This window comes from Streptomyces sp. NPDC053432 (genome assembly GCF_055585365.1).
The window spans coordinates 78,612-101,972 of the sequence record NZ_JBVJKF010000013.1 but is presented as its reverse complement, the minus strand read 5'-3'; the positions used below and the strand labels follow the sequence as shown (position 1 = coordinate 101,972).

The window sequence follows — 23,361 nt, the reverse complement described above, 5'->3', positions numbered from 1 at the left end:
AGATCCTTTCGAAAACGCTAGAGCGCGTTCCCCGGCCCGTTCAATGGCCCCGGTATGAAAAGAATTTGACGGCGTTAAGAGGATGTGGCGGCGGTGTTTCCCGGCGCCCGGACCGCCATGAAGAAGGGCCGGTGGCGCAGGGTGAACCCGATCGACTCGTAGAGCCGGACGGCGTCGGTGTTACTCGCTGCGGTGTGCAGGAAGGGGACCTCTCCGCGCTCGCGGATGCCGGCCGCCACCGCGCGCACCAGCCGTGTCGCCAGCCCCCGGCCCCGGTGGTCGGGATGGGTGCACACCGCGCTGATCTCGGTCCACCCGGGCGGCCGCAGCCGCTCCCCGGCCATCGCGACGAGCCTGCCCCGGTCGCGGATGCCGAGGTACGTGCCCAGCTCGACGGTACGGGCTCGGAACGGACCGGGCTGCGTCAGCTCGATCAGCGCGAGGGCCTCCGGTACGTCGGCGGGGCCCAGCCGGACCGCCTCGGGGGCGGGTTCGGCGCGCAGCGAGGTGTCGACCAGCTGGACGCCCGGGACCGCGGCGACCGTCTCCCAGCCTTCGGGCGGTGTCAGGACCCCGGACAGCCCGGCGGTCCCGCCGTCGCCGACCAGGGCGTGCAGGGCGGCCCAGGAACGCGGGTCGTCCGGGTCCGCGAGGGCGGCGAAGGGCGCCACGTCGGCGGGGTACCGGGCGGCACGGCCGCCGCCCGGCGGGTGCTCGGCGAGGGCGGCGTGCGCACCGGAGAGCGATGCCCAGGCCGGGTTGTCGAGCACGTGCGGGGAGACCGGCGTCCGCGTGCCCGTGCTCATGAGTTGGTCAGCGGCAGGCCGGGCGGGTTGACCTCGGCGGCCGTGACGGCCTCGTCGGAGAGGTTCCAGGCGGCCAGCAGCTTGCTGTACTGGCCGTTTTCGATCAGGTGGTTGACCGCCGCCGCGACCGGTTCGGCCAGCCCGCTGTCCTTCTTGGCGGTCGCCGCGATCAGGCCCTGGAGCGACTCGCCGGCGCCGGAGTAGGAGCCGGCGTTGCGCGTGGGAGTGCTGGTGCCCGCCGCCTGGGTGATGTGGTAGGCGATGGCCGGGTTCGGGGCGAAGTTGATGTCGATCTTCTTGCCGCTGAGGGCCAGGAAGGTGCTGTTGACGTCCGGGAAGTACTTGACGTTGAAGTCCTTGCCCTCGGCCTGGAGCTTCGTCTGCCACTCCAGCAGGATCTTCTCCTGGTTGGTGCCCTTGGCGACCGCGACGTTCCGGCCGGCCAGGTTGCGGAAGTCCCCGCCGAAGTTCCAGGTGCTGTCCTTCAGCGCCTCGAAGCCCAGGTTGTCCTTGCGGTACGAGGCGAACTCGTACTTCTTCTTGCGTTCCTCGGTCACCGTGACGTTGCTGAAGGCGACGTCGACCTTGTTGCTGTCGATGCCGACGAAGAGGTTCTCCCAAGTGGAGTTCTTCAGCACCGGCTTGAGCCCGAGCGTGGCCGCCACCAGCCGGCCGAGGTCGGGCTCCGCCCCGGTCAGTGTCTGCTGGTCGGTGCCGACGTACGCCAGCGGCGGGAAGCCCGCGGGCAGCGCGCCGACCCCGATCACCAGCTCGCCGCGTTCGCGGACGGAGGCCGGAAGCCGGGCGCGCAGCGACTCGACGACCGGGACGGACAGTTCGGCCTGCTGGGCGGCGCCGTTGGAAACCCCGCCGACGGTGACCACGTCGGAGGCCGGTCCGCGGGCCTCGGCCTCGCCGCCGCAGGCGGTGAGCCCGGAGGCGAGGGCGACGGTGGCGGTCGCGGCGCCGAGACCGCGTACGAGTCGGGTGGGCAGGGAGGACTGGCGGTGCATCGCGTTCCTTCAGGGGAGTGGGCGGGGCGGAAATGCGGAATCAGAGGACCTTGCCGAGGAACTCGCGGGTACGGGGATGGGCCGGGCGTCCGAGCACCTGCTCGGCCGGACCCTGTTCGACGATGCGGCCCTCGTCGAGGAAGACCACCTCGTCGGCGACCTCGCGGGCGAAGCCGATCTCGTGCGTGACGATCAGCAGCGTGGTGCCGCCGGTGGCCAGGTCCCTGATGACGGAGAGCACCTCGCCGACGAGCTCGGGGTCGAGCGCCGAGGTGGGTTCGTCGAAGAGGATGACCCCGGGCCGCAGGGCGAGGGCGCGGGCGATGGCCACCCGCTGCTGCTGGCCGCCGGAGAGCTGCCGGGGGTAGGCGCCGGTCCGGTCCCCGAGCCCGACCCGCTCCAACAGCTCGCGCCCCAGCGACTCGGCCTCGGCCCGGGGGAGTCTGCCGGTGGCCACAGGGGCCGCGGCGACGTTGTCCAGGACGGTCAGGTGCGGAAAGAGGTTGAAGTTCTGGAAGACGAAGCCGATCCGGCCGCGCTGGGCGAGGATCTCCCGCTCGGCGAGCTCCTTCAGCCGCTCACCGTGGCGCTGTACGCCGATGAGCTCGCCGCCCACGCTGACGTACCCGGCCTCGGGCTTCTCCAGGTGGTTGACGACCCGCAGGAGCGTGGACTTGCCGGACCCGGAGCGCCCCAGGACCGCGGTGACCGTGCCCGGCCGGACGGTCAGGTTCACCCCGTTCAGGACGCGGCGGCCGCCGAACCACTTGTGCACGTCGTGCACCTCGATCGCGGCGGGCCGCGCGGCGGTGACCTCGGTCATCGTGCCGTCTCCTTCCGGAACCGGACCCGCAGACCGCGCAGGGCCGCCCGGGCCCGCTGCACGGGGGTGGGCGGCAGGGCGCGCAGGGCGCCGCGCGCGTAGTACCGCTCCACGTAGAACTGGACGACTGAGATGAGGCTGGTGAGGAGCACGTACCAGGCGGTGGCCACCAGCAGGAGCGGCACCACGTCGCCGGAGTAGGTGCTGCCCAGGCTCTGCACGGTGCCGAAGAGGTCGAGCAGGGACACGTAGAAGACCAGCGAGGTGGCCTTGACCAGGCCCAGCAGCAGGTTCACGTACGCGGGGACGATCGCGCGCAGTGCCTGCGGGAAGACGATCCGCGCGAACTGGTACCGCTTGGGCAGACCCAGCGCGGCCGCCGCCTCGTGCTGGCCGTGGTCGACGGAGAGCAGGCCGGCCCGTACCACCTCGGCCGCGTAGGCCGCTTCGGCCAGGCTCAGCCCCACCACTGCCAGGACCATGTCGGTGGCGAGACGGGACTCGTCGAAGGTGAGGAAGGCGGGGCCGAAGGGCACCCCGATGCTCAGCTTCGGGTAGAGCGCACTGAAGTTGTAGAGGAAGAGCAGCACCACGATCAGCGGCACGGACCGGAACAGCCAGACGTACGTCCAGCTCACGGAACGCAGCACCGGATTGGGCGAGAGCCTGGCCAGGGCGAGGAGTATCCCGCCGATCAGTCCCAGGACCGCGCTGTACGCGGTCACCTGGAGGGTGATGAGCAGCCCGTCGAGGACGACGGGCCGCGCGAACCAGTAGGCGAACCGGTCCCACTGGTAGAAGGGGTTGGTGAGCAGCCCGTGTACGGCCTGGGCGACGAGCACCAGTACCACGGCGGTGGCGATCCACCGCCCGGGGCGGCGGATCGGGAGGACCCGCTCGGCCGGCCCGGGGGGATCCCCGGACCGGCCGGTGGGTGCTGCGAGGGCGAGCGATTCGGTCACGGACGCTCCAGCGTTTTCGGCTTCTGCAAGGCGAATTCTCGAAAAGCAGCCGTCGTGCCGGACTGAAACGGGCCGCTGATGTCCTTGTCTGCGGCGTAAGCTAGGCAGCCCGCTGAAAGGCTGTCAACGTCCTCGATATCGATGCCCTGTTGAACGCACGGCCATTTCATCCGCCGTACACAGAACGCCCTTCGGTGAAATAAAACAGGGCTTCCGTTCACAGCCAGGGAAGCTGCTCCGCGCTGTACCGGTAGGCGCGGAAGACGGAGTTCTGGGCGCCCGCCGAGGACTCCAGGCCCACGCCGTCGCCGAAGGACCGGAACTGCGGGACCACGAACTCCCAGACCACCTCCCGGTCCGGGGTCACCTCGAAGAGCCGGCCGAAGGAGCCCTCGGCGATGAAGGTGTTGCCGTTCGGCAGGCGCTGCGCGCTGGACATGTACGGGCTGTAGAAGTTCTGCGGCGGGTTGTCCTCGTACGACCACACCTCCTTGCCCGTGCGCGGGTCGAGCTCCAGCACCCGCGAGTACGGCACGGAGGTGGTGTCGCGGTAGCTGCCGTTGTCGAAGACCAGGATGTTGCCGCCGGGCAGCTCGTGCGGGTGGTGCTGCTGGGCGAGCACGTCGGGGCCGAACCGCCACTGGACGGACCCGTCGGCACGGTCGATCGACACGGCGGTGGAGGCGCTGCGGAAGCCCACCACGATGGAACCGTCCGCGCTCTCGTTGACGGTGTTGGCCATCGGCCAGTGGTTGCGGTCGAAGTGCCGGTCGAGCGGCACCTCCGCGGGGTCGAGGTGTTCGATGGCGGCCCAGCGCCACACGATCTCGCCGTCCCAGGTCAGTTCGTACACCACGTCCCCGTAGATCACCCCGCCCGGCGCCTCGGAGCCCGGGATGCCGCCCCGGATCCGGGCCGCGTCGGCGGGGTCGAGGGGTTCCACGGCGCCGATGAGGAGGTTGCCGTTGCGCAGGACCGAGGCGTCGTGGTGGTGGAAGGGGTGGCGGACCTCGCGCACGACGGTGGAGTCCGGGGCCAGTTCCTGGAAGATGCCGCCGTGGTAGACCTCCCAGATGGGGAAGAGGACCGGGCCGCTGGTGTCCTTGGCCGCGTAGAAGAGGTTCCCGTTGGGGAGGAGCTGTGCCTGGCGGCCGGGCGGGTGCGGGGAGTTCCAGGTGTGGGCGGTGCGGCCCTCGATGTCGACGAGGTGGATCTCGCCGGCGCTGGTGATCGGGGTGTAGAGGGTGTAGCCGCCGTAGCTGCGCTCGGGGTCGTGGGCGATGAGGCCGACGCCGCGGCGGCGCAGGGTGTTCTGGTCGACGGTCATGGAGAACTCCTCGAAGGGTTTGGGGACGGGGATCGGGACAGGGATGCCGGGACGGGTTCGCCGGGACGGGGATGCCGGCCCGGAGACGCCGGCCCGGGGGACGTCAGTGGACGGTGACGGCCGACGCGTCGGCGGCCGTCAGGGCGGCGGGGTCCAGGTACCGCTGCAGTGACGCGCGGTCTGCGGCGCCCGGCAGGCCCTGGGCGGCCTTCGCCCAGCCGGCCTCCTCCTCCAGCTGCGCGAGCAGCTCGGGCGAGAGGGCGGCGCCGTAGGTGTAGCGGGGCTGGAAGGCATCGACGTATCCGGCCTGGAGGGTGCCCTTGGACTGGGTGACCACGGCCTTGCGGGCGCCCGCGGGGTCCGCGGCGATGTCACGCTGCGCGGCCAGCACCACCCGAAGCACCGCGGCGGTGGCCTCCTTGTCGGCCTTGGGTCCGGCGACCAGGAGGGTCCGGGCGGTGTACCCGGTGAAGGGGAGTTCGGCGTAGCCGGCACCCAGGGCGGTGCGGGTGGCGTCGTAGAAGCCGGGGAAGGTGACCCCGGCGTCGATGTCACCGCGGGCCAGCGCGGAAGGGACCTGGTTCGGGGCGAGGTTGACCACCGTCACGTCGGCGGCCGTCAGCTGCGCCGAGCCCAGCATCCGCGACAGCGCGTACTCGACGTTCGTGCCCTGCGGGACGCCGACCTTGCGGCCCTTCAGGGCGGCGAAACCGGTGATCCCCCGGTCGGCCCGGGTCAGCAGCCGCCAGTCGGAGAACCGGGACAGGTCGGCGACGATCCGCAGTTCGCGCCCGCCCAGCGCGGCGGTCACGGCGGGCAGGTCGCCGACGACGCCGAGCTGCGCCTGGCCGCCGAGCACGGCGTTGAGCGCGTCGCGGCCGGTCGGGTGGGTGCTGACGGTGGCGTCGACGCCCTCGGCGGACCAGAGCGCACGCTCCTGGGCCACGTAGACGGGGGCGCCGCCGAGGTGGTCGCTCGCCGCGATGGAGACGGCCGGGCGGCCGCCGTCGCCCGCCTCGGCGGACGGGGAGCCGGAGCAGGCGGTGGCGAAGGTGCTGAGCAGGGCCGTCAGGAGTACTGCGGCCACCGCGCGGGGTCTGAGCACGAGGGGTGTCCTTCCGTGGACGAGAGGGTCATTCGGAGCCGAGATGGCGGGCGATCAGGGAGCGCAGGTCGGGGTCGGGCGGCCCGGCAGGCACGGGGTGGTCGGCGAGCACGCGGCCGGGGGAGCCGCCGAGGACGATCACCCGCTGCGCGAGGGCGAGCGCCTCGTCGATGTCGTGGGTGACGAAGAGGACGGTGGTGCCGGTCCGCTGCCACAGCTCCCGCAGCAGCTCCTGCATCCGCGTCCGGGTCAGGGCGTCGAGCGCCCCGAACGGCTCGTCCATCAGCAGGACTTCCGGCTCGGCCGCCAGCGCGCGGGCCAGCGCCACGCGCTGGCGCATCCCGCCCGACAGCTCGGCCGGGTACTTCTCCGCGCCGTCCGCGAGCCCCACCCCGGCCAGCGCCTCCAGCGCCCGCCGCCGGCGCTCCGCGCGGGGCAGGCCGAGCCGCTTGAGGGCGAACTCGACGTTGCCGCGGGCCGTGCGCCAGGGGAAGAGCGCGTAGTGCTGGAAGACCACGCCCCGCTCCGGGCCCGGCCCGAGCACCGGCGCCGAGCCGGCCGTCACCCGCCCGGCGGCGGGCCGTACGAACCCGGCCACCGTGTTCAGCACGGTGGACTTGCCGCAGCCGCTGGGGCCCAGCAGGGCCGTGAACGAGCCCGCGGGGAACTCCAGGTCGGTCCGCTCCAGGACCGGGGCCGCGCCGTAGCCGACCGACAGCCCCTCGAGGCGTACACCGAGGCTCATGACTCGCTCCAGTGCGCGAACCGGCGGCCCGCCGCCGCCAGGACGAGGTCGACGGCCACCCCGAGCAGTCCGAGGACGAGCAGGCCCGCGAACATCCGGTCCACCCGCAGGAACTGGCCGTCCACCTGGAGCCGGTACGCCAGTCCGCTGTCCGCGCCGCCCAGTTCGGCGGCCACCAGCGCGAGGAGCGCCACCGACGCCCCGTAGCGCAGCGCCGCGAGCAGGGCCGGGGCCGCGGCGGGCAGCAGGACCTCGGTGATCCGCCGGTGCAGCGGCGCCCCGAGCGACCGGGCCGCCCGCAGGTGGGAGACGGGCACCCGGGACACCCCGTCGTGCACGTACAGCCACACCGCCAGCAGGACGGCGTACGCGATGAGCAGGCGCTTGGCGCTCTCGCCGATGCCGAACCAGGCGGTGGCCAGCGGTACCAGCGCGATCGCCGGGATCGGGCGGAGGAAGGAGACCACCGGGGACACGGCGGCGGACAGCCAGGGCAGGCTGCCGGTGGCGAAACCGAGCGCGCTGCCGACGGCCGCGCCCAGGGCGAAGCCCTGTCCCGCCCGGGTCAGGCTGGCACCGAGATCCGTGGCCAGGGTGCCGCTGGACGCGCTGTCCGCCAGTGCGGCGAGGGTCTGCCCGGGCGTGGGCAGCAGCCCGGGAGCCACCGCCCCGGATCCGGCGAGCAGGTACCAGAGGGCGAGTACGGCACCGGCCGCGCCCAGGGCCGGGCCGAGCCGGCCGAGGGCCCGGCCGGGCGGTGAGGTGGTGGCGGACACGGGGCGGCTCCTGGGTCGTTCGGTCGCCCGAGGCGGGGGTGCTCGAAGCGGGGATAAGTGAGGTCAATAATTGACGAGAGTTATGAAGGGCGTGTTGCGGCAGTGCGAAACCTTCCGGGGCCGCCCGGCCCGGGATCCGCCATGAGGTACGTTCACCAGCGTGTCTCGCCCCGAACCCACGCCCGAAGCCATCGAGGTCGGACAGGTGATCCGCGGCTGTCGCAAGCAACGCGGCGTCTCCATGGCCGTGCTCGCCACCCGGTCGGGTCTCTCGCAGCCCTTCCTCAGCCAGCTGGAACGCGGGCTCGCCACGCCCAGCCTCAGCTCCATCTACCGGATCGCCGAGGCCCTCGACGTCACCCCCGGCACCTTCCTGCGGCCCCCCGGCCGCCCCGGCGCGGTCAGCCACGAGGCGGACCCGCAGGTGATCCGGGTCAACGAGGCCGCGGGACAGATCGCCCAGGTGCTCATCCCCGGCGGGCGCAGCGCCCTGATGGAGGCGTACGAGCACCACTTCGAGCCCGGCCAGGGCGAGCGCGGCTGGTTCGAGCACCCCGGCGAGGACTTCCTCTACGTCCTGGCGGGGGAGATCGTCCTGGAGGTCGAGGGCGAGGAGCCGCTCACCCTGCGCGCCGGCCAGAGCGCCCACCACCGCGGCGAAGTCCCGCACCGCTGCCGCCTGTCGGGCCCGGAGGCCGCCCGCACCCTGCTGGTCATCGCCAACGCGTAGGCCCGGCACGCCCCTTCACCGCCGGCCCGGTCCGCCCCGTACGGCCGCCGCGCTCAGTCCCCGGCACGGAGGATCCGGGCGACGGCCGCCAGCCGCGCCCCGACGTCCGGGTCCCACAGCCGGACCGTGCCGTCGGTACTGCTGGAGGCCACCGTCCGCCCGTCCGGGGAGAACACCACGCCCCAGACCGCGTTCGTGTGCCCCGACAGCGCGGCCACCGGCCGGCGCCCGGCCACGTCCCACAACCGCACCGTACGGTCGTTGCCGCTGCTGGCGAGGGTGCGGCCGTCGGGGGAGAACGCGATCCCGCGGGCCGAGCCGGTGTGGCCGGTCAGCGCGGCCTCGAAGCGGTGGCGCCGGGCGTCCCAGAGCCGGACGGTCCCGTCGTTGCCGCTGCTGGCCAGAGTGGCCCCGTCAGGGCTGAAGGCCACCCCGCGCACCGCACCCGTATGACCGGCGAGCGTGGCGAGCGCACGGTGCCCGGCCACGTCCCACAGGCGCACCGTCAGATCGTCGCCGGCGCTCGCCAGAACGCGTCCGTCGGGGCTGAACGCCAGGTCGTTGGCGAAGTCCGTATGACCGGTGAGGACGGCCGACTCGGTGCGCCCCACGACGTCCCACAGTCGGACGGCACCGTCGGAGCCGGCGGAGGCCAGGGTGCGTCCGTCGGGGGAGAAGGCCACCGAGAACACCGTCCCCGCCCGGCCCGGGAGCACGGCCGAGGAGCGGCGCGCGGCCACGTCCCACAGCCGGATCGTGCCGTCGGACCCGGCCGAGGCGAGCGTGCGGCCGTCGGGGGAGAAGGCCACAGAGAACACCGTCTCGCCGTGCCCCTCGAAGGCCGCCAGCACGGTGCGGCCCGGTACGTCCCAGAGCCGGACCGCGTGGTCCCCCTCCGCCGTGGCCAGCAGCTTCCCGTCGGGGCTGTAGGCCGCGTGCCAGACCTCCGAGAAGGGGCGCGACGCCAGCACCGCGCCGCGCAGGTCCCACAGCACCACCGACTGGTCGAACCCGGCGGTGGCCAGCACCGCACCGGCCCGGTCCACGGCCACCCCGAGGACGTAGTCGGTGTGCCCGGAGAAGGTCGCCGCCAGCCGGCCGCTGTCCACGTCCCAGAGCCGGGTCGCCCCGTCGCCGCCCGCGCTGACCACCGTCGTCCCGTCCGGGGTGTACGCGACCCCGTTGACGTCGTCGCTGTTGCCGGTCAGCGTCGCGGTGGTGCGGCGGCCCGCCACGTCCCACAGCCGTACGGTCCGGTCGACGCCCCCGCTGGCGACCGTACGTCCGTCCGGGGCGAAGGCCACTCCCAGCACCTCGTCGGTGTGCCCGGCGAGGACGGCGAGCGGGCGGGCCTCCACCGGATCCCACAGCCGTACGGTCCGGTCCGCGCCGGCCGAGACGAGCGTCCGGCCGTCCGGGGCGAAGGCGAGGGCGTTGACCCGGCCGGTGTGCCCCTCCAGCGAGGCGACGGCGCGGCGTTCCCCGGCCGGGCCCGCGGCCGTGCCGCCCGCCGCACCGCGGTCGGCGCCCTCCGCCGAGTCGTACGTCGCGTCCCACAGCCGGATCGTCCCGTCCTGGCCCGCGACCGCCAGGCTCCGGCCGTCCGGGGCGAAGGCGACGGTCCGGGCGCCTGAGGTGTCCGCCGGGAACACCGCCGCGGTACGGCGCCCGGCGATGTCCCACAACCGGGCCGGGCCGTCCGTGGAAGTGGCCGCGAGGGTGCGGCCGTCGGGGCTGAACGCCACCGCGCGGACCCGCCCCGCAAGGGCGAAGGAGGCCAGGGTCCGGTGCCCGGCCGTCTCCCGCAGCCGTACCGTGCCGTCGGCCCCGGCCGAGGCCAGGGTCTTGCCGTCCGGCGCGAACGCCACCGCGTTGACCGGCCCGGCGTGCCCGCCGAGCCGGGCGATGAACGGCTGCGACTGGGTGCTCAGCAGGGCGCCCCGGGCCTCGCTGGTCGGCGCTGCGCGGTAGGCCTCCCCGGCGAGCCGCATCGAGGCCTCGGGCTGCCCGGCCGCGAGCGCCGCGGACTGCAGGGCCAGCGCCCGCGACCGGGCCACGCGCTCCTGGCCGAGGGCGCCCGCCCGTTGCTGGTAGGCCAGCCCGCCCGCGCCCACGGCGAGGACCAGCAGGACCACCAGCGTCGCCAGCATCCGCTGCCGCAGCCGCACCTGACGTCCGGCCTGCCGCTGCCGGGCCTCCTCGGCGTCCTGACTGGCCCGCAGGAAGGCCTCCTCCAGCGGGCCGAGGCGGCCGCTGCCGTCGAGCTCGTCTGCCCAGGCGCGGGCGTTCTCCAGCCGGGCACCGCGGTGCAGGGCCGACGGATCGCGACCCTCCCGTTCCCACTCGGTGGCGGCGAGGGCCAGCTGCTGGTGGATCAGCAGCCCCGCCCGGTCGGCCCGGATCCAGCCCCGCAGCCGGGGCCAGGCCTCCAGCAGGGCCTCGTGCGTGATCTCCACGGTGTCGCTGTCCATGGTGATCAGGCGGGCGCGCACGAAACTGTCCAGCGCGGCCGCCGCGCGGTCGGGACCGGCCGGCTGCGCCGCCATGAGCTCGCTCCGGCTCACCCGGCGCCGCGTCACCCCCGCCCCGTCGGCGCCGTCGACCACGTGCACGAGCCGCACCAGCATCCGCCGTACGGTCCGCTGCTCGGCCGGGTAGAGCCGGGCGAAGACGTCCTCGGCGGTCCGCGCGACCGCGCCGCGGATCCCGCCGGTCCGCTCGTACCCGGCGACGGTCAGCGTGTCCCCCTCCCGCTGGCGCCAGGTGGCCATCAGCGCGTGGGAGACCAGCGGCAGCGCACCCGAGGGGATCCGGTCCGGCGGATCGCCCCGCAGCCCGGCGTCGCGCAGCAGCAGCGGGACGAGACCCGGTTCGAGGGAGAGCCCGGCACGCTCGGCCGGGCGCGCGACCGACTCCCGCAGCTCCGCCACGGACATGGGCGGCAGCACGAACAGGCCCTCCGCGAAGACCGGTGCCAGCTCCGGGAGGTCCAGGCACTTCCCCGAGAAGTCGGCCCGTACGCCGAGCACCACGACGGCCGGGTCGGGCCCGCCCTCCGCCGGACGGGCCGCGGCCAGGGCCCGCAGCACCCGGACGAACGCGCGCCGCTCCGCTTCCTCGGAGCAGAGGGTGAACAGCTCCTCGAACTGATCGACGATCAGCACCGGCCGCGGCGGCGGAACCGGCCGGTCCCGCCGGTCCGCGGGGGAGCCGCCGTGCAGCCGGCTGACGGCTTCGAGCAGGGCCGCCGGCTCGGCCGCCAGCCGCTCCGCGGTGAGGCCCGGATCGCTGCCGAGCACCTTGGCGGTACGGTCCAGCAGCTCGTCCAGGGGGTGCGCCGTGGGGGTGAGCCGCACCACCGGCCATGAGTCGGCGCCCGCCATCGGGAAGCCGCCCGGGCGCCGCAGGGCCGGCACGAGACCGGCGTTCAGCAGGGACGACTTGCCGGCGCCGGACGGGGCGACCAGCAGCAGGGGACCGCTGCCGGTCCGTTCGAAGAGCCGCTCGACCAGCTCGGCGGTGGCCCGCTCCCGGCCGAAGAACCAGCCCGCCTCCCGTGCGGTGAACGCCGGCAGGCCGCGGTAGGGGCACTCGCCGGTCTCGGCGGGATGGTCCGCCGCCGTCGGTGGTTCGCCGTCCCGCACCATCCGCAGGAGTTCCCCCTCCGCTCGCAGTACCTCGTCGCAGCGGCGCGCGACGTCGGGGGTCGGGCGCTTCGCGCCGGTCTCGATCTTGCTCAGGTAGCCCTTGCTGTAGTGCGTCTGCCGGGCCAGATCGGCCAGCGACAGCCCGCGTTGCACCCGCAGACGCCGCAATCGGACAGGAAAGGGCGGACCGGTCTCTTCGGCGGGCTCGGAATCGAGCTGGTGACCGGTCTTCCGGCGGTGGTCCGGATCCCCCACAACATCCCCCATGGCGGTGCGTACCGAGGCGGCGAGACGGCACTGCCCAGGCTACAGCGGGGGTCTGACGGTGAGCCGGGTCTTCGCACGTGCGTGACCGGATCAGGAGCGTCCGGAGCCGCTTCGGGTACGGCTCCGGACGCTCCCGCGGCGGTGCGGTGCTACGGGTTGAGGCGGATCGAGTTGATGGGTGTCAGGTCGGCGTACACACCCGTCTTGGCCGCGATGGGGTTGCCGCAGCCCGCGCCGTTGTAGCCCGTGCACAGGTTTGCGGTCGCACCGCCGTACTGGTTGTTGAGGACCCAGTGGTTCCCGTACTGGCCGTTCAGGTTGTGGGCTCCGTAGCTGTAGAAGACGTGCGTGGGCTTGACGGCCGGGTTCTGGTTCTGCGGATAGATGCAGACCGCTCCGTCGGGGCACCCGGCCCACGCGTCGGCGGGCTTGGCCTGAACCGTGCCGCTGAGCGCGATGACGGCGACGGTGGCGGTCGCGAGCGCGGCGGCGCCGCGGAACAGCTTGTACATGTTTTCCCCTCGGGTCGTGCTGCGTGTCGGTGCGGTCCTGCTACGGGTCCCGCCTCGTGCGGACCCCTTCAGCGTGTGCCCGCCGCCGGCCCGGGGTCGACGGGTTTCCCGTTGCCCGTCCCCGGCGGGAGCGGGGAAACCCCCGCCGACCTGCCCGGTTCCCGAGGCGTGGTCAACAGGGGAAGGCCGCCACGCCGGTGGACCCCGAAATGAAGCCGTTTGCCGACGGGATGTATCCATCCGCTCACCCGGTGTGGCGGGCCGCCGTGATCGCCCCTAGCTTCGGCAACGTGACGAACCGACAACTCACATGCCTCGCATGCATCACAGTCGTCGTGGCCGCAGGTCTGGGCGTCGCCGCGCCACCCGCCGCCGCGGCCGGACACATGGTGCATCCGGGAGAATCGATCCAGGCGGCCGTGGACGCCGCGAAGCCGGGGGACAGCATCACCGTGCTGCCCGGCACCTACCGGGAGAACGTACTGATCACCAAGCGGCTCACCCTGCGCGGGTGGGGGCGCCAGACCGTGATCAAGCCACCGGCGGCCACCGCCGCGGCGCCGCCCGCCCGCGCGGCCGGCGCCGCCTGCTCACAGGCCGACACCGGCATCTGCGTCATGGGAACGGCGGAGAAGGACGTCGACCGGGTGAACATCCGCTCCCTGACCGTCTCCGGCTTCAAGCGGAACGGCATCTGGGCCTCCCGCACCGACCGGCTCGCCGTCGAGCAGGTGATCTCCGAGAAGAACGGCACCTGGGGCATCGCCCAGGAGCGTTCCACACGCGGGCTGTTCCGCGGCAACACCGCCCGGGACAACGCGGAGTCCGGCATCTTCATCGCCAACACCGTCGACCGGGAGGGCGGGGCCACCGACACGCTCGGAGCCGTCGTCCGGGACAACACCCTGACCGGCAACCGGATCGGAGTGACGGTCAGGCGGGTACGCAACCTCACCGTCAACGACAACAACGCCACCGGGAACTGCGGCGGCGTGTTCGTCGTCGGCGACGAGGGCATCCCCGGCGCGGGGGACATGACCATCCGCGGCAACCGCATCCACGCGAACAACAAGTTCTGCAAGGGCAACACCCGCCTCCCCGACATCCAGGGCGTCGGCATCGTCCTCACCGGCGCCGAGGACACCGTCATCCGCTCGAACTCCGTCCGCGACAACGTCGGCTCCTCGCCGCTGTCGGGCGGGATCCTGCTCTTCAAGAGCTTCGTGGGCGCCAAGAACAACGACAACGTCATCAAGGACAACGTGGTACGCGGCAACATGCCCGCCGACCTCGCCAACCAGGGCACCGGAACCGGCAACAAGTTCACCGGCAACCGCTGCCGGACGTCCCAGCCCGCCGGGATGTGCTGACCGTGCCGACCGCCACCACGAGAGACGAGGCCCCATGACCACGGTGAGCCCGAAGCCGACCCCTCTCTCGCCCCCCGCCCAGCCCCACACCCCCCAGCCCGGCATGCGGCTGCGCGAGCTCGTCTTCGGCGCGGCCTGCGCCGCGGCCGTCCGGGCGGCGGCCCGTCTCGGAGTCGCCGACGCCCTCGGCGACGCGCCCGCCACCGCCGAGGAACTCGCGACGGCCGTCGGGTGCGAGCCCCGCCCGCTGCGCAGGCTGCTGCGGGCCCTGTCCTGCTACGGGATCTTCGCGGAGACCGAGCAGGGCACCTACGTCCACACCGACATGTCCCGGCTGCTGCGCGAGGACGATCCCCACAGCCTGCGCTCCATCTCCCTGTGGTGCACCGAGCCCTGGACCTGGCAGGCCTGGCCGCGCCTCGACGACGCCGTGCGCACCGGCGGCAGCGTCTTCCAGGACCTTTTCGGCAAGGGGTTCTTCGACTACCTCCACGAGGACGCCCACGAGTCGGCCCACGTCTTCAACCGGGCCATGACCACCTCCAGCAGGCAGTCGGCGCTGGACGTCGCGGAACTCCTCGACCTCACCGGGGTCCGGACGGTCGCCGACATCGGCGGCGGTCAGGGCCACGTGCTGGCGAGCCTGCTGGAGAAGCACCCGGACGTACGGGGAGCCCTGCTCGACCTGCCCGGCGTGGCGGCCAAGGCCGATCCCCGGCTCCGGGACGGCGGCCCGCTGGCGGCGCGCGCCGAGATCGTCGCCGGGGACTGCCGCGAGGCCGTCCCGGTCGAGGCCGACCTCTACATCATCAAGAACATCCTGGAGTGGGACGACGAGAGCACCCGCAGGACCCTGCGGAACGTGATCGCGGCGGCCCGCCCGGGAGCCCGGGTCGTCGTCATCGAGAACCTCGTCGACGACACCCCGTCGATGAAGTTCACCACGGCCATGGACCTGCTCCTGCTGCTCAACGTCGGCGGGGCGAAGCACACCGAGGAGAGCATGCGCACCCGGATGGCGGACGCCGGCCTGGTGGTCACCTCGGTCCGCCCGGTCAACGCCTACCTGCACGCGTTCGAGTCCACCGTGCCCGGATGACCCCGGCCGTACGGCGGCACCGCACGGCACGCGTGCGGAACGCCCCCGGGACCGGCCCTGCGCCGGTCCCGGGGGCGTTCCGCAGGCACGTCCTGCCCGCAACCCGCTCAGGTGCCCGTCATCAGGGCACCGTTGACGAGGTCCAGGAACTCCTGCGGCGACTTGCACCGTTCCGCCTCGGGCGGCAGCGGCTGGCCGTGCCGGTTCTCCAGTTCGCCGACGATGCCCAGCAGGCCCAGGGAGTCCAGGCCCCACTCGTCGAACCCCGAGTCGGGGCGGCTCGCCATCTCGCGGGCGTCGACCGTGACGCCGGCACCCTTCTTCATCAGGGCGGCCAGTTCTTCGATGGTCAGTCGATCGGTCATGACGGACAACTCCTCAGGCTCGCGCCGGCGAACGCCGGTCGGTGATCAGGCGCATTTCGGAGCGCGCGAGGAAGCGCGAGATCTCCTGGTCGGTGATGGGAACCCCGTCCTTGGCACTGTCGAGCAGCCGGGCGAGGACGGCCGCCTTGTGGTCGCCCTCCACGCCGAGCGCCAGGGCGGGCCGGGCGTCGAGCGGCCCGCGCACGTCCACGAGCCGGACGACGACGTCGTCCCGCTGGAAGACGGTGCTGGCCTCGACGGGGCTCGTCGGATCGTCCACGGCCAGCTCGTCCTGGCGGGCGAGCAGCCGGGCGAGGGCGGTGCCGCACCCGTCCTTAGCGGGATAGAAGAGCGCGTGCCGCCCGAGGCCCTCGCTCTCGGGCCGCGCCGCCGCCACGTGGTGCACGGCCGGCAGGGCCGCCCGGGTGAAGAACGTCCGGGCCGATCCCGGGTCGGCGAGGTCGCGGTCCAGCTCCAGGTGGGGATTGATGGCCTCCTCCAGTGCCCGCACCTCGGGCTGCCGGGCCACATGGCTCAGCGCCGCCTGGAGGTCGCCCTCCACCTCGATCGCCCGCACGACCCGGTTGCCGTGCATGAAGAGGGAGGTGCGGCGCAGCCGGGTGCTCTCGTCGACCCGGGCCTGCGGGGAGACGTACGAGGACAGGAGCTCGGCGACCACGGCCTCGCTGCCCGGTTTCACGGTGAAGGTGAGCGCGTGGCGCACCACCCCGTCCCCGCGCCGAGGCGCGGGGGAGACCAGCGGCGCGGACTCCTCGCCGGCCCCGTGCATGACGCTGAACCGCAGCGAGCGGGTGTCCCGTACGCAGGCGTGGAGCGGCTGCACGGACGCGACGTGGTCCTCGCTGTTGACCCAGGCGAGGAAGCGCGGTGCGCTCTCCCATTCGCTGGTGATCAGCCACTGCGAAGGGTTCTCGATCGACTGGCACAGTTCGTCGCTGATGTGGCCGGGCACGGAGGACACCTGCTTGCGCAGATGCTCGTACACCTCCAGGAAGCGGTTCTGAGCGCCGTCGTACAGATCCAGCAGCAGCACGACCCGAAGTCTCGAGCCGTCGAAGGCGGACTGGGATATCCGTTCCGACAAGGTTGTCATCTTTCACACTCCTTCGGGACGTCGCGGTCGCCACGGGCGGCGGCGCCACCCGCAACCGATCGTTGTCCCGTGGACCCCCCGGCGCGAGAGGGGAGAACCAAGCGGGTGAACGGGCGAGGGAACGCCCCTCGCACAGGGCATGGAAGAGCCATGAAGGAAAACGTCGACCACCGCGTCCCGGTCCTCATCGTGGGCGGCTCCCTCGTGGGCCTGTGCACCTCGCTGTTCCTCGGGCGGCACGGCATCGGGCACATGCTCGTCGAGAAGCACGCGGGCACCTCGCTGCACCCGCGCGGACGCGGGATCAACGTGCGGACCATGGAGCTGTTCCGGGTCGCGGGGGTCGAGGACCGGATCCGCGCGGCCGCGAGCGTCCTGGCGGACAACCACGGCATCCTCCAGGGCGGCTCGCTCACCGGCGACGACCAGGAGTGGCTGTTCGAGGAGATCGACCCCGGCGGCGGCCTGGCCCGCTTCAGTCCGGCGTCGTGGTGCCTGTGCAGCCAGAACGACATCGAGCCGGTGCTGATGTCGGTGACCCCCGGGCTCGGCGCCGACCTGCGGTTCTCCACCGAGCTGCTCTCCTTCGACCAGGACGCCACGGGGGTGACCGCCGTCCTGAAGAGCCTGGAGACCGGGGAGCACACCAAGGTGCGCGCGGACTACCTCGTCGCCGCCGACGGGCCGCGCAGCCCCGTACGGGAAGAGCTCCGCATCGGGCAGACCGGCCCCGGCGACCTCTTCCACAACGTCAGCATCACCTTCCGCTCCCGCGGCCTCGCGGACGTGGTCGGCGAGCGACGCTTCATCGTCTGCTACCTGACCAGACCTGACGCGGACGGCGCCCTGCTGCCCGTCGACAACGCCGAGCGGTGGGTCTTCCACGCGCCCTGGCACCCCGACCGGGGCGAGACCATGGAGGACTTCACCGACGAGCGCTGCGCCGAGCACATCCGGCGGGCCGTCGGCGCGCCCCACCTGGACGTGGAGATCACCGGCAAGGCCCCGTGGCACGCCGCCGAGCGGGTCGCCGAGCGGTACGGCGCCGGGCGGGTCTTCCTCGCCGGCGACTCCGCCCACGAGATGTCCCCCACCGGCGCGTTCGGCTCCAACACCGGCATCCAGGACGCCCACAACCTGGCCTGGAAGCTCGCCGCGGTCCTCAAGGGCTGGGCGGGCCCGCGACTGCTGGAGAGCTACGAGGCCGAACGGCTCCCGGTGGCACGGGCGACGAGCGCGCGCGCCTCGGCCCGCTCGGCCGAGCACAGCCACCCGGGATACGAACCCGACCCCGGCACCGCCGCACCCGGCGGCGGACGGCAGGGCGGCGTCCTGTCCGTGGCCATGGGCTACCGCTACCACCAGGGCGCCGTCCTGGGCGCCGACCACGAGCAGCCCGTCGTACCGGAGCGGATGCGGCCGGCCGGCGACCCGGGCACGCGGGCCCCGCACCTGTGGCTGCACACCCGAACCGAACCGGGCCCCGGGGAGCGGGTGTCGACGGTGGACCTGTACGAGCGGTCCTTCGTGCTGCTCAGCTCCGAGGGCACGCCGTGGCGGGAGGCGGCCCGGTCCGTCGCCGGCGAGCTGGGCGTGGATCTGGCCGCCTACGCGATCGGCACCGGGCCCGACGCCGACCTCATTCCGGAGGAGGGCGCCGACTGGGCGCAGGCGCACGGCACGACCCCGGCCGGAGCGGTGCTCGTACGGCCCGACGGATTCGTGGCCTGGCGCTGGCCGCAGGACGCGGAGGACCCGGAGGCCGTCCTCCACGAGGTGCTGACCACCCTGCTCCAGCGGGCCTGAGCCGGGCGGCCCGGGCGGGTGGTCAGCCGTCGTGGGTGACGAGGGTGGCCACGTGCTCGGTCATCGTGTCGAGGATCTCCGCCGCGGCCTTGTCGTCGCCGAGCACGAGCAGGTTCAGGGTCAGCCCGTCGGTCATGGCCACCAGATAGCGGGCCAGCGCGGGCAGCGGGATGCGCAGTTCGAACTCCACGCTGCCCCGGAGCTCTTCGAGGAGCTCGGTGTAGGTCTCGGAGTACACCTCGTACTGCCGGCGTGCCAGGTGCTCGAAGCCGGGCTGGCGCATCGCGTACTGGGTGAGCTCGTAGGTGAGCAGGTGCGTGCCGGGGTGCGCGGCCACGTGGTCCCAGTACGCGCGGAAGCCCGCCCGTACGGTCTCCCGGAGGGTGGCCCTCGGCCGGATCGCCTCCCGCACCACGGTGATGTACTCGTCGGTGATCGCCGAGATGACCGACTCCAGCAGGGCCTGCTTGGAGTCGAAGCAGTAGTGGAAGACGCTCAGCGACACGCCCGCCTCGGCGGCGATGGACCGCGTCGTCGTCCTGGCGACCCCGTCGCGGGTCATGGCGCGGATCGCGGCCTCGGTCAGCTGCCGGCGGCGCTCTGCGGACGGCATCCGTGCCATCGGGTCCCTCCCGTTCTCGTGCGGGGGCCGGCCGGACCAGGAGAGGTCCTGGTCCGGCCGGCCCGGGGTGTTCCGTGCTCCCGTGCGGGGTCAGCTGCTGTACACGCCGACCTCGTAGAGGGAGTAGCCCCACTGGGTGCCGCGCTGCACCCCGTGGACGCGTACGTAGCGCGCCGAGACGCCGTCGAACAGCGCCGTGTCCAGGCCGCCGTCACCGGTCGTCGTGGACCATACGGACTGCCAGTCCGTCCCGTCGGACGAGACCTCGATGCGGTAGCCCCTACCGTACGCGCGCTCCCAGTTGAGCGTGACGCGCTTGACGAGGTTCGTGCTGCCGAGATCGATCCGGAGCCACTGGTCGTCGCTCCAGTCGCTCGCCCAGCGGGAGCCCGTGTCGCCGTCCACGGCCCGGCCGGACGCGTAGCTGACGAACGGGTTCCACTCCGTCGAACTGGCCGAGGTGGGAGCGCCCGCGGCGAGGTTCACGCCGGCCTTGTGCCGCTCGGAGGCGCCCCAGGTGCCGAGGTAGGACTCGGCGCCCTTGAAGAGGTCGTCCACCACGTCCTGGCCGCCGACGAGCCGGATGTCCTCGATCCAGTCCGGGACCAGGCCGTAGTGCGAGGCGCCGTCGGTGTTCAGGTCCCACGTGCGCTGCCCGGTCGTCTGCCGGTCGATGACGGAGCCGCCGTCGGTGCTGCGGAAGGGGTACTTCACCAGGTTGGGGGTGTTCGCTCCCCGGGGGCCCGGCCAGCCGCCGACGCCGTTCATGTCGGTGCCGTACCCGAGGCCGACGTTGTACTTGTCGCGCAGGGCGTCCTTGCTCCTGGCCTCCCCGCTGAAGCCCTCGGAGCCGCTCATGTACTGGGCGATGAAGCCCCCGAGCTTGTAGACCCGCTCGCTCCACTCCGAGTCCATCCAGCTGTGCGAGGAGATCACGCCGGGGTAGGACTCGGTCTCCAGGATGTCGAAGGCCCGGCCGGCGGCCTTGACGCTCATGTGGTCGACCTCGAGCATCATCTTGCGCTTCATCATCCCGCGCACCGCGTACTCACCCAGATCGGTCAGGCCGCGGCTGTTGCACTGCGCGTTGGAGGCGTACGAGGGCACGGCCACGCCCGCCGGGAGCTGCTTCTGCGCCTCGGGGGCCGCCGCGAGCCCGATGGGGTTGTCGTGCTGCGGGCCGGCGCACTGCTCCGTCTTCCAGAAGGTGCCGGTCGACAGGAACTGGCCCACGTTGATCGCGGTGCCCAGGGCGCCCTCGTCGAAGCGGACCCCGCAGAGGGCGTTGTCGAACTTGTGGCAGAGGAACATGCTGCGCACGCCGAGCTTGTGCAGCTCGTCGAGGCCGCGGTCGATGTCCTCCCTGGAGCACTGGGCGATGTCCAGGATCTGCTTGCAGCCGAAGGGTTCGGAGGTCTCGACCCCCAGGACGACGGCGAGCTTGCCCTGCTTGATCACCTCGCGGGCCTGCGCGGAGTCGGTGACGATGCGGAACCAGCCCTTGCCCGGGCCGCCGTACATCTTGTCGATGTACGCCTGCATGTCGTACGTCTTCTGCGCCTCCAGGCGGATGGCGGTCATCTCGTCGCAGCCGCGGTCCTTGAAGAAGTAGACCGAGCAGATGACCCCGTTGGTGACGAGGTCGTTGACGAGCACCCGCTGGCCGCCGCGCCAGGCACGTTCCACCCAGGCGTAGTAGTTCTGCTGGTGGGTGAGCGAGTCGTGCGCGGGCCAGTCCTTGAAGGTGGGCCAGCCGTTCGGGTCGTGCTTCCCGTCACCGCCCTTGGTGATGAAGTCGAAGATCGCGAGCGTGCCGTCGGGGTAGTGCTCGGGGCAGTCCTTGAGCGCGTCGGCGACGCCCTGCTCGGAGAAGGGCTTGCCGCAGATGAGACGGCCGCCGAAGCCCTCGTTGGACATGAGGTGGTCGTGGGCGTCGACGAAGCCGCGGACCCGGCCCTGGGCGTCGGTGCCCTTGAAGGGCTCGCCGGTGACGTTGATCTCGGAGTCCGGCGCAGGCCGGGCGACCGGGTTCCACCAGCCGGGGTCGGCGGCGGAGGACGTGGACGCGGGGCCGATCACCATGGCGACCACGGTGAGGAGTATCGAGAGGACCGCGAGTGGTCTGCGCCTGAAGCGCGGGATGGAGGTCATGTACATGTCATCATCACGTTTTCGCTCGGCAGATGGCACGGTGGGGGATCCGACCGAGAATCTCGGCTGCTGACAGCAGAGTCAATAGTCCGGGACAGATGACCTGATGATTTGTCAGAACGGTGGGAACGGCGGGCCGTCACGGGACGGCACGCCGGGCGGCACCGCCGGCATCAAGGCGGCCGCGGAGGTGCGCGACACGGGAAGGGCCGGCCGGCGCGGCTCAGCGCTGCGCGCGCTCCCGCCAGTACGCGAACTGCTGCATCGGGTCGCCGCTGAGCCGCCACGGCCACTCGGTCACCGTGCCGTCGATCAGCGCGAAGACCTCACCGGCGTCCCGGAGGCGATTGGCCTGCACCAGGGCGAAGGCCAGCAGGTTCAGATCGGCCTTGGCCGTCGCGTGGTTCAGGAAGCCGGGGCTCCGCCAGTTGGCGTACGCCCGGTCCAGGACGGGTGCGGCGGGGGCGCTCGCCCAGTGCCGGCGCGCCATGAGCGTGCTCAGGTCGTCCTCGGCGGCGGCGCCGGTGTGGTGGCGCCGGACGGTCGCCGTGAGCTCGATGCCGGCGGTGGGCGCGTTCGCCGGCATCCGGGAGCGCGAGGCGTCGATGAACTCGAGCACCTGCATGTGCGAGCCGCACTCGTCCGGCGAGAGGTAACCGAGCATCTGCAGGTGCGCCTCGCGGTTCCAGGTGTCGCGGGAGAGCACCTCCTGCCATATCCGGAACACCTCCTGCGAGGGGCGTCGCAGCAGGCGCAGGATCCCCAGCAGCACCACCCACGGGGCGGGATCGGCGGGCTGCAGGTCCGCCGCGTCGTAGCAGGCGTCCACCGTCTGCTGGGCGTCGTCCATGTCGCCCTTGCGGATGCCGCGTACGAGGTCCGCCCAGGCCTGCAGCAGCAGCGCGTCGCCGCTGCCGGGGCGCCGGGCGGGCCAGGTCCGCACGAAGTTGGAGTCGGCCGCGGCGTGGGCCAGGACGCCGAGCCGGTGCGAACGCCGGTCCCAGTCCGTGGCGGCCTCCGCGAGCAGCTGCTCCACCTGCGCGATCTGAAGGTCCGCCAGGCCCGGGGAGGGGGTGCCCTCCAATGCCTTCAGGACCCGGCCCAGTTGGACGTCGTCGAGCTCGGGGGCGAGGCGCGGCTTGCGGCGGCGGGTTCCGAAGATCGGCATGCCGGGAGGATAAGAGATCGTCCGGAGTTCAAACCTCATTCACAGGAAATTGTTATCTGTGAAGGGAATTCGAAATCCTACTGTCTCGTACCGCGAGACGGCGGGGTCAGGAAGGTCCTCACGGCGGTCGTGAACCGCTCGGCGTCGTCGGTCCACGGATGGTGCCCCGCCCCCGGCTGCACCGTGAACGCGGCGTCCGGGAACAGCCCGGCGTACTCGCGGACCATCGGGGGCGGGCTGTTCAGGTCGAACTCCCCGGTGAGCAGCAGTACGGGCTGGGCGAAGGCGGCGAGCGCCGCGCGCGTGCCCTCCGGGTCGAAGGCCCCCTCGGCCCCGAAGCGGGCCACGGCCTCCTCGTTGTCCGGCCGGGAGGCCTCGTGGTGCGCCCGCGCGGCGGCGTCCCAGCGGCCGTGGAAGAAGGGGGCGACGGCCTCCGCGTCACCGCCCCGGCCCTCGGTGAGTGCCACCAGGGCGGCGTACGCCGCCGGGAACCACGGCTCGCCCTCGCGCAGCCGCGCGTGCGCCCGGCGGGTCTCCCCGGTGACCTCCAGGCCGACGCCCCGGCTGCTGGGGCCGATCAGGGCGAGCCTGTGGACGCGCTCCGGGTGCCGGGCCGCGTACCGGACGGCGATGTTCGTGCCGGCGGAGTGGGCCAGCAGGTCCATCCGGGCCAGGCCCAGGTGGGCGCGCAGGGCTTCGAGGTCCCCGGCGAGCCGGTCGCAGCGGTAGGAGGACGGGTCCTCGGGGACCGCGGACCGGCCGGTGCCGCGCAGGTCGGGGACGATCAGCCGACGGTGTGCGGACAGGCCGCCGAGGTCGCCGAGGTAGGCCGAGTCGGCGGGGCCTCCGGGGACGCAGACGAGGGGGGCGCCGTCGCCGGTGACGCGGTAGGCGAGGAGGGTGCCGTCGGGAGCGGAGAAGGTGGGCATGGCAGGATGCTCGCACGCCATAAC

At 72.8% G+C, this 23,361-nt stretch carries 20 protein-coding genes; 4 read left to right on the top strand and 16 right to left on the bottom strand.

Annotated features, from left to right (window positions below; translation table 11 throughout):
• Positions 1 to 74: 74 nt before the first annotated feature.
• The 8 genes from ACZ6Y1_RS22180 to ACZ6Y1_RS22145 all read right to left on the bottom strand — a co-directional run bounded on the left by ACZ6Y1_RS22180 (position 75) and on the right by ACZ6Y1_RS22145 (position 7,557).
• The gene (locus tag ACZ6Y1_RS22180; RefSeq protein WP_469632297.1) at positions 75 to 806 is read right to left on the bottom strand and encodes a GNAT family N-acetyltransferase; all 732 of its coding nucleotides are present in this window, start codon (positions 804 to 806) and stop codon (positions 75 to 77) included.
• Positions 803 to 1,819 (bottom strand): transporter substrate-binding domain-containing protein, encoded by a 1,017-nt coding sequence (locus ACZ6Y1_RS22175; RefSeq protein ID WP_469632294.1) that lies wholly within the window; start codon positions 1,817 to 1,819, stop codon positions 803 to 805. The genes ACZ6Y1_RS22180 and ACZ6Y1_RS22175 overlap by 4 nt, the downstream gene beginning before the upstream one ends.
• Before the next feature lie 40 nt (positions 1,820 to 1,859).
• Positions 1,860 to 2,642 (bottom strand): amino acid ABC transporter ATP-binding protein, encoded by a 783-nt coding sequence (locus ACZ6Y1_RS22170; RefSeq protein ID WP_469632292.1) that lies wholly within the window; start codon positions 2,640 to 2,642, stop codon positions 1,860 to 1,862.
• Positions 2,639 to 3,604: an amino acid ABC transporter permease gene (locus ACZ6Y1_RS22165; protein WP_469632289.1), complete on the bottom strand. Its 966-nt coding sequence runs from the start codon at positions 3,602 to 3,604 to the stop codon at positions 2,639 to 2,641. The genes ACZ6Y1_RS22170 and ACZ6Y1_RS22165 overlap by 4 nt, the downstream gene beginning before the upstream one ends.
• A gap of 217 nt (positions 3,605 to 3,821) precedes the next feature.
• Positions 3,822 to 4,931, bottom strand: a complete 1,110-nt coding sequence (locus tag ACZ6Y1_RS22160) for an aryl-sulfate sulfotransferase (protein ID WP_469632286.1) — start codon at positions 4,929 to 4,931, stop codon at positions 3,822 to 3,824.
• Between the two features lie 103 nt (positions 4,932 to 5,034).
• Positions 5,035 to 6,036, bottom strand: coding sequence for an ABC transporter substrate-binding protein (locus ACZ6Y1_RS22155; RefSeq protein WP_469632283.1), 1,002 nt, complete (start codon positions 6,034 to 6,036; stop codon positions 5,035 to 5,037).
• 28 nt (positions 6,037 to 6,064) lie between these two features.
• On the bottom strand, positions 6,065 to 6,781 hold the full coding sequence (locus ACZ6Y1_RS22150; RefSeq protein ID WP_469632279.1) for an ABC transporter ATP-binding protein: 717 nt from the start codon (positions 6,779 to 6,781) through the stop codon (positions 6,065 to 6,067).
• Entirely contained in the window at positions 6,778 to 7,557 is a 780-nt protein-coding gene (locus ACZ6Y1_RS22145; RefSeq protein WP_469632276.1) for an ABC transporter permease, read from the bottom strand. The genes ACZ6Y1_RS22150 and ACZ6Y1_RS22145 overlap by 4 nt, the downstream gene beginning before the upstream one ends.
• A gap of 160 nt (positions 7,558 to 7,717) precedes the next feature.
• Between ACZ6Y1_RS22145 and ACZ6Y1_RS22140 the strand changes: the two genes are divergently transcribed.
• Positions 7,718 to 8,287, top strand: coding sequence for a helix-turn-helix domain-containing protein (locus tag ACZ6Y1_RS22140; RefSeq protein WP_469632273.1), 570 nt, complete (start codon positions 7,718 to 7,720; stop codon positions 8,285 to 8,287).
• A gap of 53 nt (positions 8,288 to 8,340) precedes the next feature.
• Here ACZ6Y1_RS22140 and ACZ6Y1_RS22135 read toward each other — a convergent pair whose 3' ends face one another.
• The gene (locus ACZ6Y1_RS22135) at positions 8,341 to 12,201 is read right to left on the bottom strand and encodes an nSTAND1 domain-containing NTPase (RefSeq protein ID WP_469632270.1); all 3,861 of its coding nucleotides are present in this window, start codon (positions 12,199 to 12,201) and stop codon (positions 8,341 to 8,343) included.
• Between the two features lie 149 nt (positions 12,202 to 12,350).
• Positions 12,351 to 12,713 carry a hypothetical protein gene (locus ACZ6Y1_RS22130; protein ID WP_469632268.1) on the bottom strand — a complete coding sequence of 121 codons (363 nt, stop codon included), beginning with the start codon at positions 12,711 to 12,713 and terminating at the stop codon, positions 12,351 to 12,353.
• A gap of 290 nt (positions 12,714 to 13,003) precedes the next feature.
• Between ACZ6Y1_RS22130 and ACZ6Y1_RS22125 the strand changes: the two genes are divergently transcribed.
• Both ACZ6Y1_RS22125 and ACZ6Y1_RS22120 read left to right on the top strand, forming a co-directional pair.
• Positions 13,004 to 14,083 (top strand): right-handed parallel beta-helix repeat-containing protein, encoded by a 1,080-nt coding sequence (locus tag ACZ6Y1_RS22125; protein ID WP_469632265.1) that lies wholly within the window; start codon positions 13,004 to 13,006, stop codon positions 14,081 to 14,083.
• A 34-nt stretch (positions 14,084 to 14,117) separates the two neighbouring features.
• Positions 14,118 to 15,182 carry a methyltransferase gene (locus ACZ6Y1_RS22120; protein ID WP_469632262.1) on the top strand — a complete coding sequence of 355 codons (1,065 nt, stop codon included), beginning with the start codon at positions 14,118 to 14,120 and terminating at the stop codon, positions 15,180 to 15,182.
• A gap of 107 nt (positions 15,183 to 15,289) precedes the next feature.
• On the opposite strand, the gene ACZ6Y1_RS22115 is transcribed toward ACZ6Y1_RS22120, so the two are convergent.
• Entirely contained in the window at positions 15,290 to 15,547 is a 258-nt protein-coding gene (locus ACZ6Y1_RS22115; RefSeq protein ID WP_469632259.1) for an acyl carrier protein, read from the bottom strand.
• A gap of 13 nt (positions 15,548 to 15,560) precedes the next feature.
• Positions 15,561 to 16,661: a SchA/CurD-like domain-containing protein gene (locus tag ACZ6Y1_RS22110; protein WP_469632255.1), complete on the bottom strand. Its 1,101-nt coding sequence runs from the start codon at positions 16,659 to 16,661 to the stop codon at positions 15,561 to 15,563.
• Positions 16,662 to 16,811: 150 nt separating this feature from the next.
• On the opposite strand from ACZ6Y1_RS22110, the gene ACZ6Y1_RS22105 reads away from it, so the two are divergent.
• Positions 16,812 to 18,467: an FAD-dependent oxidoreductase gene (locus tag ACZ6Y1_RS22105; RefSeq protein WP_469632252.1), complete on the top strand. Its 1,656-nt coding sequence runs from the start codon at positions 16,812 to 16,814 to the stop codon at positions 18,465 to 18,467.
• A gap of 22 nt (positions 18,468 to 18,489) precedes the next feature.
• Here ACZ6Y1_RS22105 and ACZ6Y1_RS22100 read toward each other — a convergent pair whose 3' ends face one another.
• The 4 genes from ACZ6Y1_RS22100 to ACZ6Y1_RS22085 form a co-directional block, all read right to left on the bottom strand.
• Positions 18,490 to 19,089 carry a TetR/AcrR family transcriptional regulator gene (locus ACZ6Y1_RS22100; protein ID WP_469632249.1) on the bottom strand — a complete coding sequence of 200 codons (600 nt, stop codon included), beginning with the start codon at positions 19,087 to 19,089 and terminating at the stop codon, positions 18,490 to 18,492.
• Positions 19,090 to 19,179: 90 nt separating this feature from the next.
• Entirely contained in the window at positions 19,180 to 21,240 is a 2,061-nt protein-coding gene (locus tag ACZ6Y1_RS22095; protein WP_469632245.1) for a galactose-binding domain-containing protein, read from the bottom strand.
• Between the two features lie 223 nt (positions 21,241 to 21,463).
• Positions 21,464 to 22,408 carry a hypothetical protein gene (locus ACZ6Y1_RS22090; protein WP_469632242.1) on the bottom strand — a complete coding sequence of 315 codons (945 nt, stop codon included), beginning with the start codon at positions 22,406 to 22,408 and terminating at the stop codon, positions 21,464 to 21,466.
• 77 nt (positions 22,409 to 22,485) lie between these two features.
• The gene (locus tag ACZ6Y1_RS22085) at positions 22,486 to 23,337 is read right to left on the bottom strand and encodes an alpha/beta fold hydrolase (RefSeq protein WP_469632239.1); all 852 of its coding nucleotides are present in this window, start codon (positions 23,335 to 23,337) and stop codon (positions 22,486 to 22,488) included.
• Between the last annotated feature and the right edge of the window lie 24 nt (positions 23,338 to 23,361).

Coding starts and splice junctions, on each gene's coding strand:
- ACZ6Y1_RS22180 (WP_469632297.1), bottom strand. CDS start 806: ATGAGCACGGGCACGCGGACGCCGGTCTCCCCGCACGTGCTCGACAAC.
- ACZ6Y1_RS22175 (WP_469632294.1), bottom strand. CDS start 1,819: ATGCACCGCCAGTCCTCCCTGCCCACCCGACTCGTACGCGGTCTCGGC.
- ACZ6Y1_RS22170 (WP_469632292.1), bottom strand. CDS start 2,642: ATGACCGAGGTCACCGCCGCGCGGCCCGCCGCGATCGAGGTGCACGAC.
- ACZ6Y1_RS22160 (WP_469632286.1), bottom strand. CDS start 4,931: ATGACCGTCGACCAGAACACCCTGCGCCGCCGCGGCGTCGGCCTCATC.
- ACZ6Y1_RS22150 (WP_469632279.1), bottom strand. CDS start 6,781: ATGAGCCTCGGTGTACGCCTCGAGGGGCTGTCGGTCGGCTACGGCGCG.
- ACZ6Y1_RS22135 (WP_469632270.1), bottom strand. CDS start 12,201: ATGGGGGATGTTGTGGGGGATCCGGACCACCGCCGGAAGACCGGTCAC.
- ACZ6Y1_RS22130 (WP_469632268.1), bottom strand. CDS start 12,713: ATGTACAAGCTGTTCCGCGGCGCCGCCGCGCTCGCGACCGCCACCGTC.
- ACZ6Y1_RS22120 (WP_469632262.1), top strand. CDS start 14,118: ATGACCACGGTGAGCCCGAAGCCGACCCCTCTCTCGCCCCCCGCCCAG.
- ACZ6Y1_RS22115 (WP_469632259.1), bottom strand. CDS start 15,547: ATGACCGATCGACTGACCATCGAAGAACTGGCCGCCCTGATGAAGAAG.
- ACZ6Y1_RS22110 (WP_469632255.1), bottom strand. CDS start 16,661: ATGACAACCTTGTCGGAACGGATATCCCAGTCCGCCTTCGACGGCTCG.
- ACZ6Y1_RS22105 (WP_469632252.1), top strand. CDS start 16,812: ATGAAGGAAAACGTCGACCACCGCGTCCCGGTCCTCATCGTGGGCGGC.
- ACZ6Y1_RS22100 (WP_469632249.1), bottom strand. CDS start 19,089: ATGGCACGGATGCCGTCCGCAGAGCGCCGCCGGCAGCTGACCGAGGCC.
- ACZ6Y1_RS22095 (WP_469632245.1), bottom strand. CDS start 21,240: ATGACCTCCATCCCGCGCTTCAGGCGCAGACCACTCGCGGTCCTCTCG.
- ACZ6Y1_RS22090 (WP_469632242.1), bottom strand. CDS start 22,408: ATGCCGATCTTCGGAACCCGCCGCCGCAAGCCGCGCCTCGCCCCCGAG.
- ACZ6Y1_RS22085 (WP_469632239.1), bottom strand. CDS start 23,337: ATGCCCACCTTCTCCGCTCCCGACGGCACCCTCCTCGCCTACCGCGTC.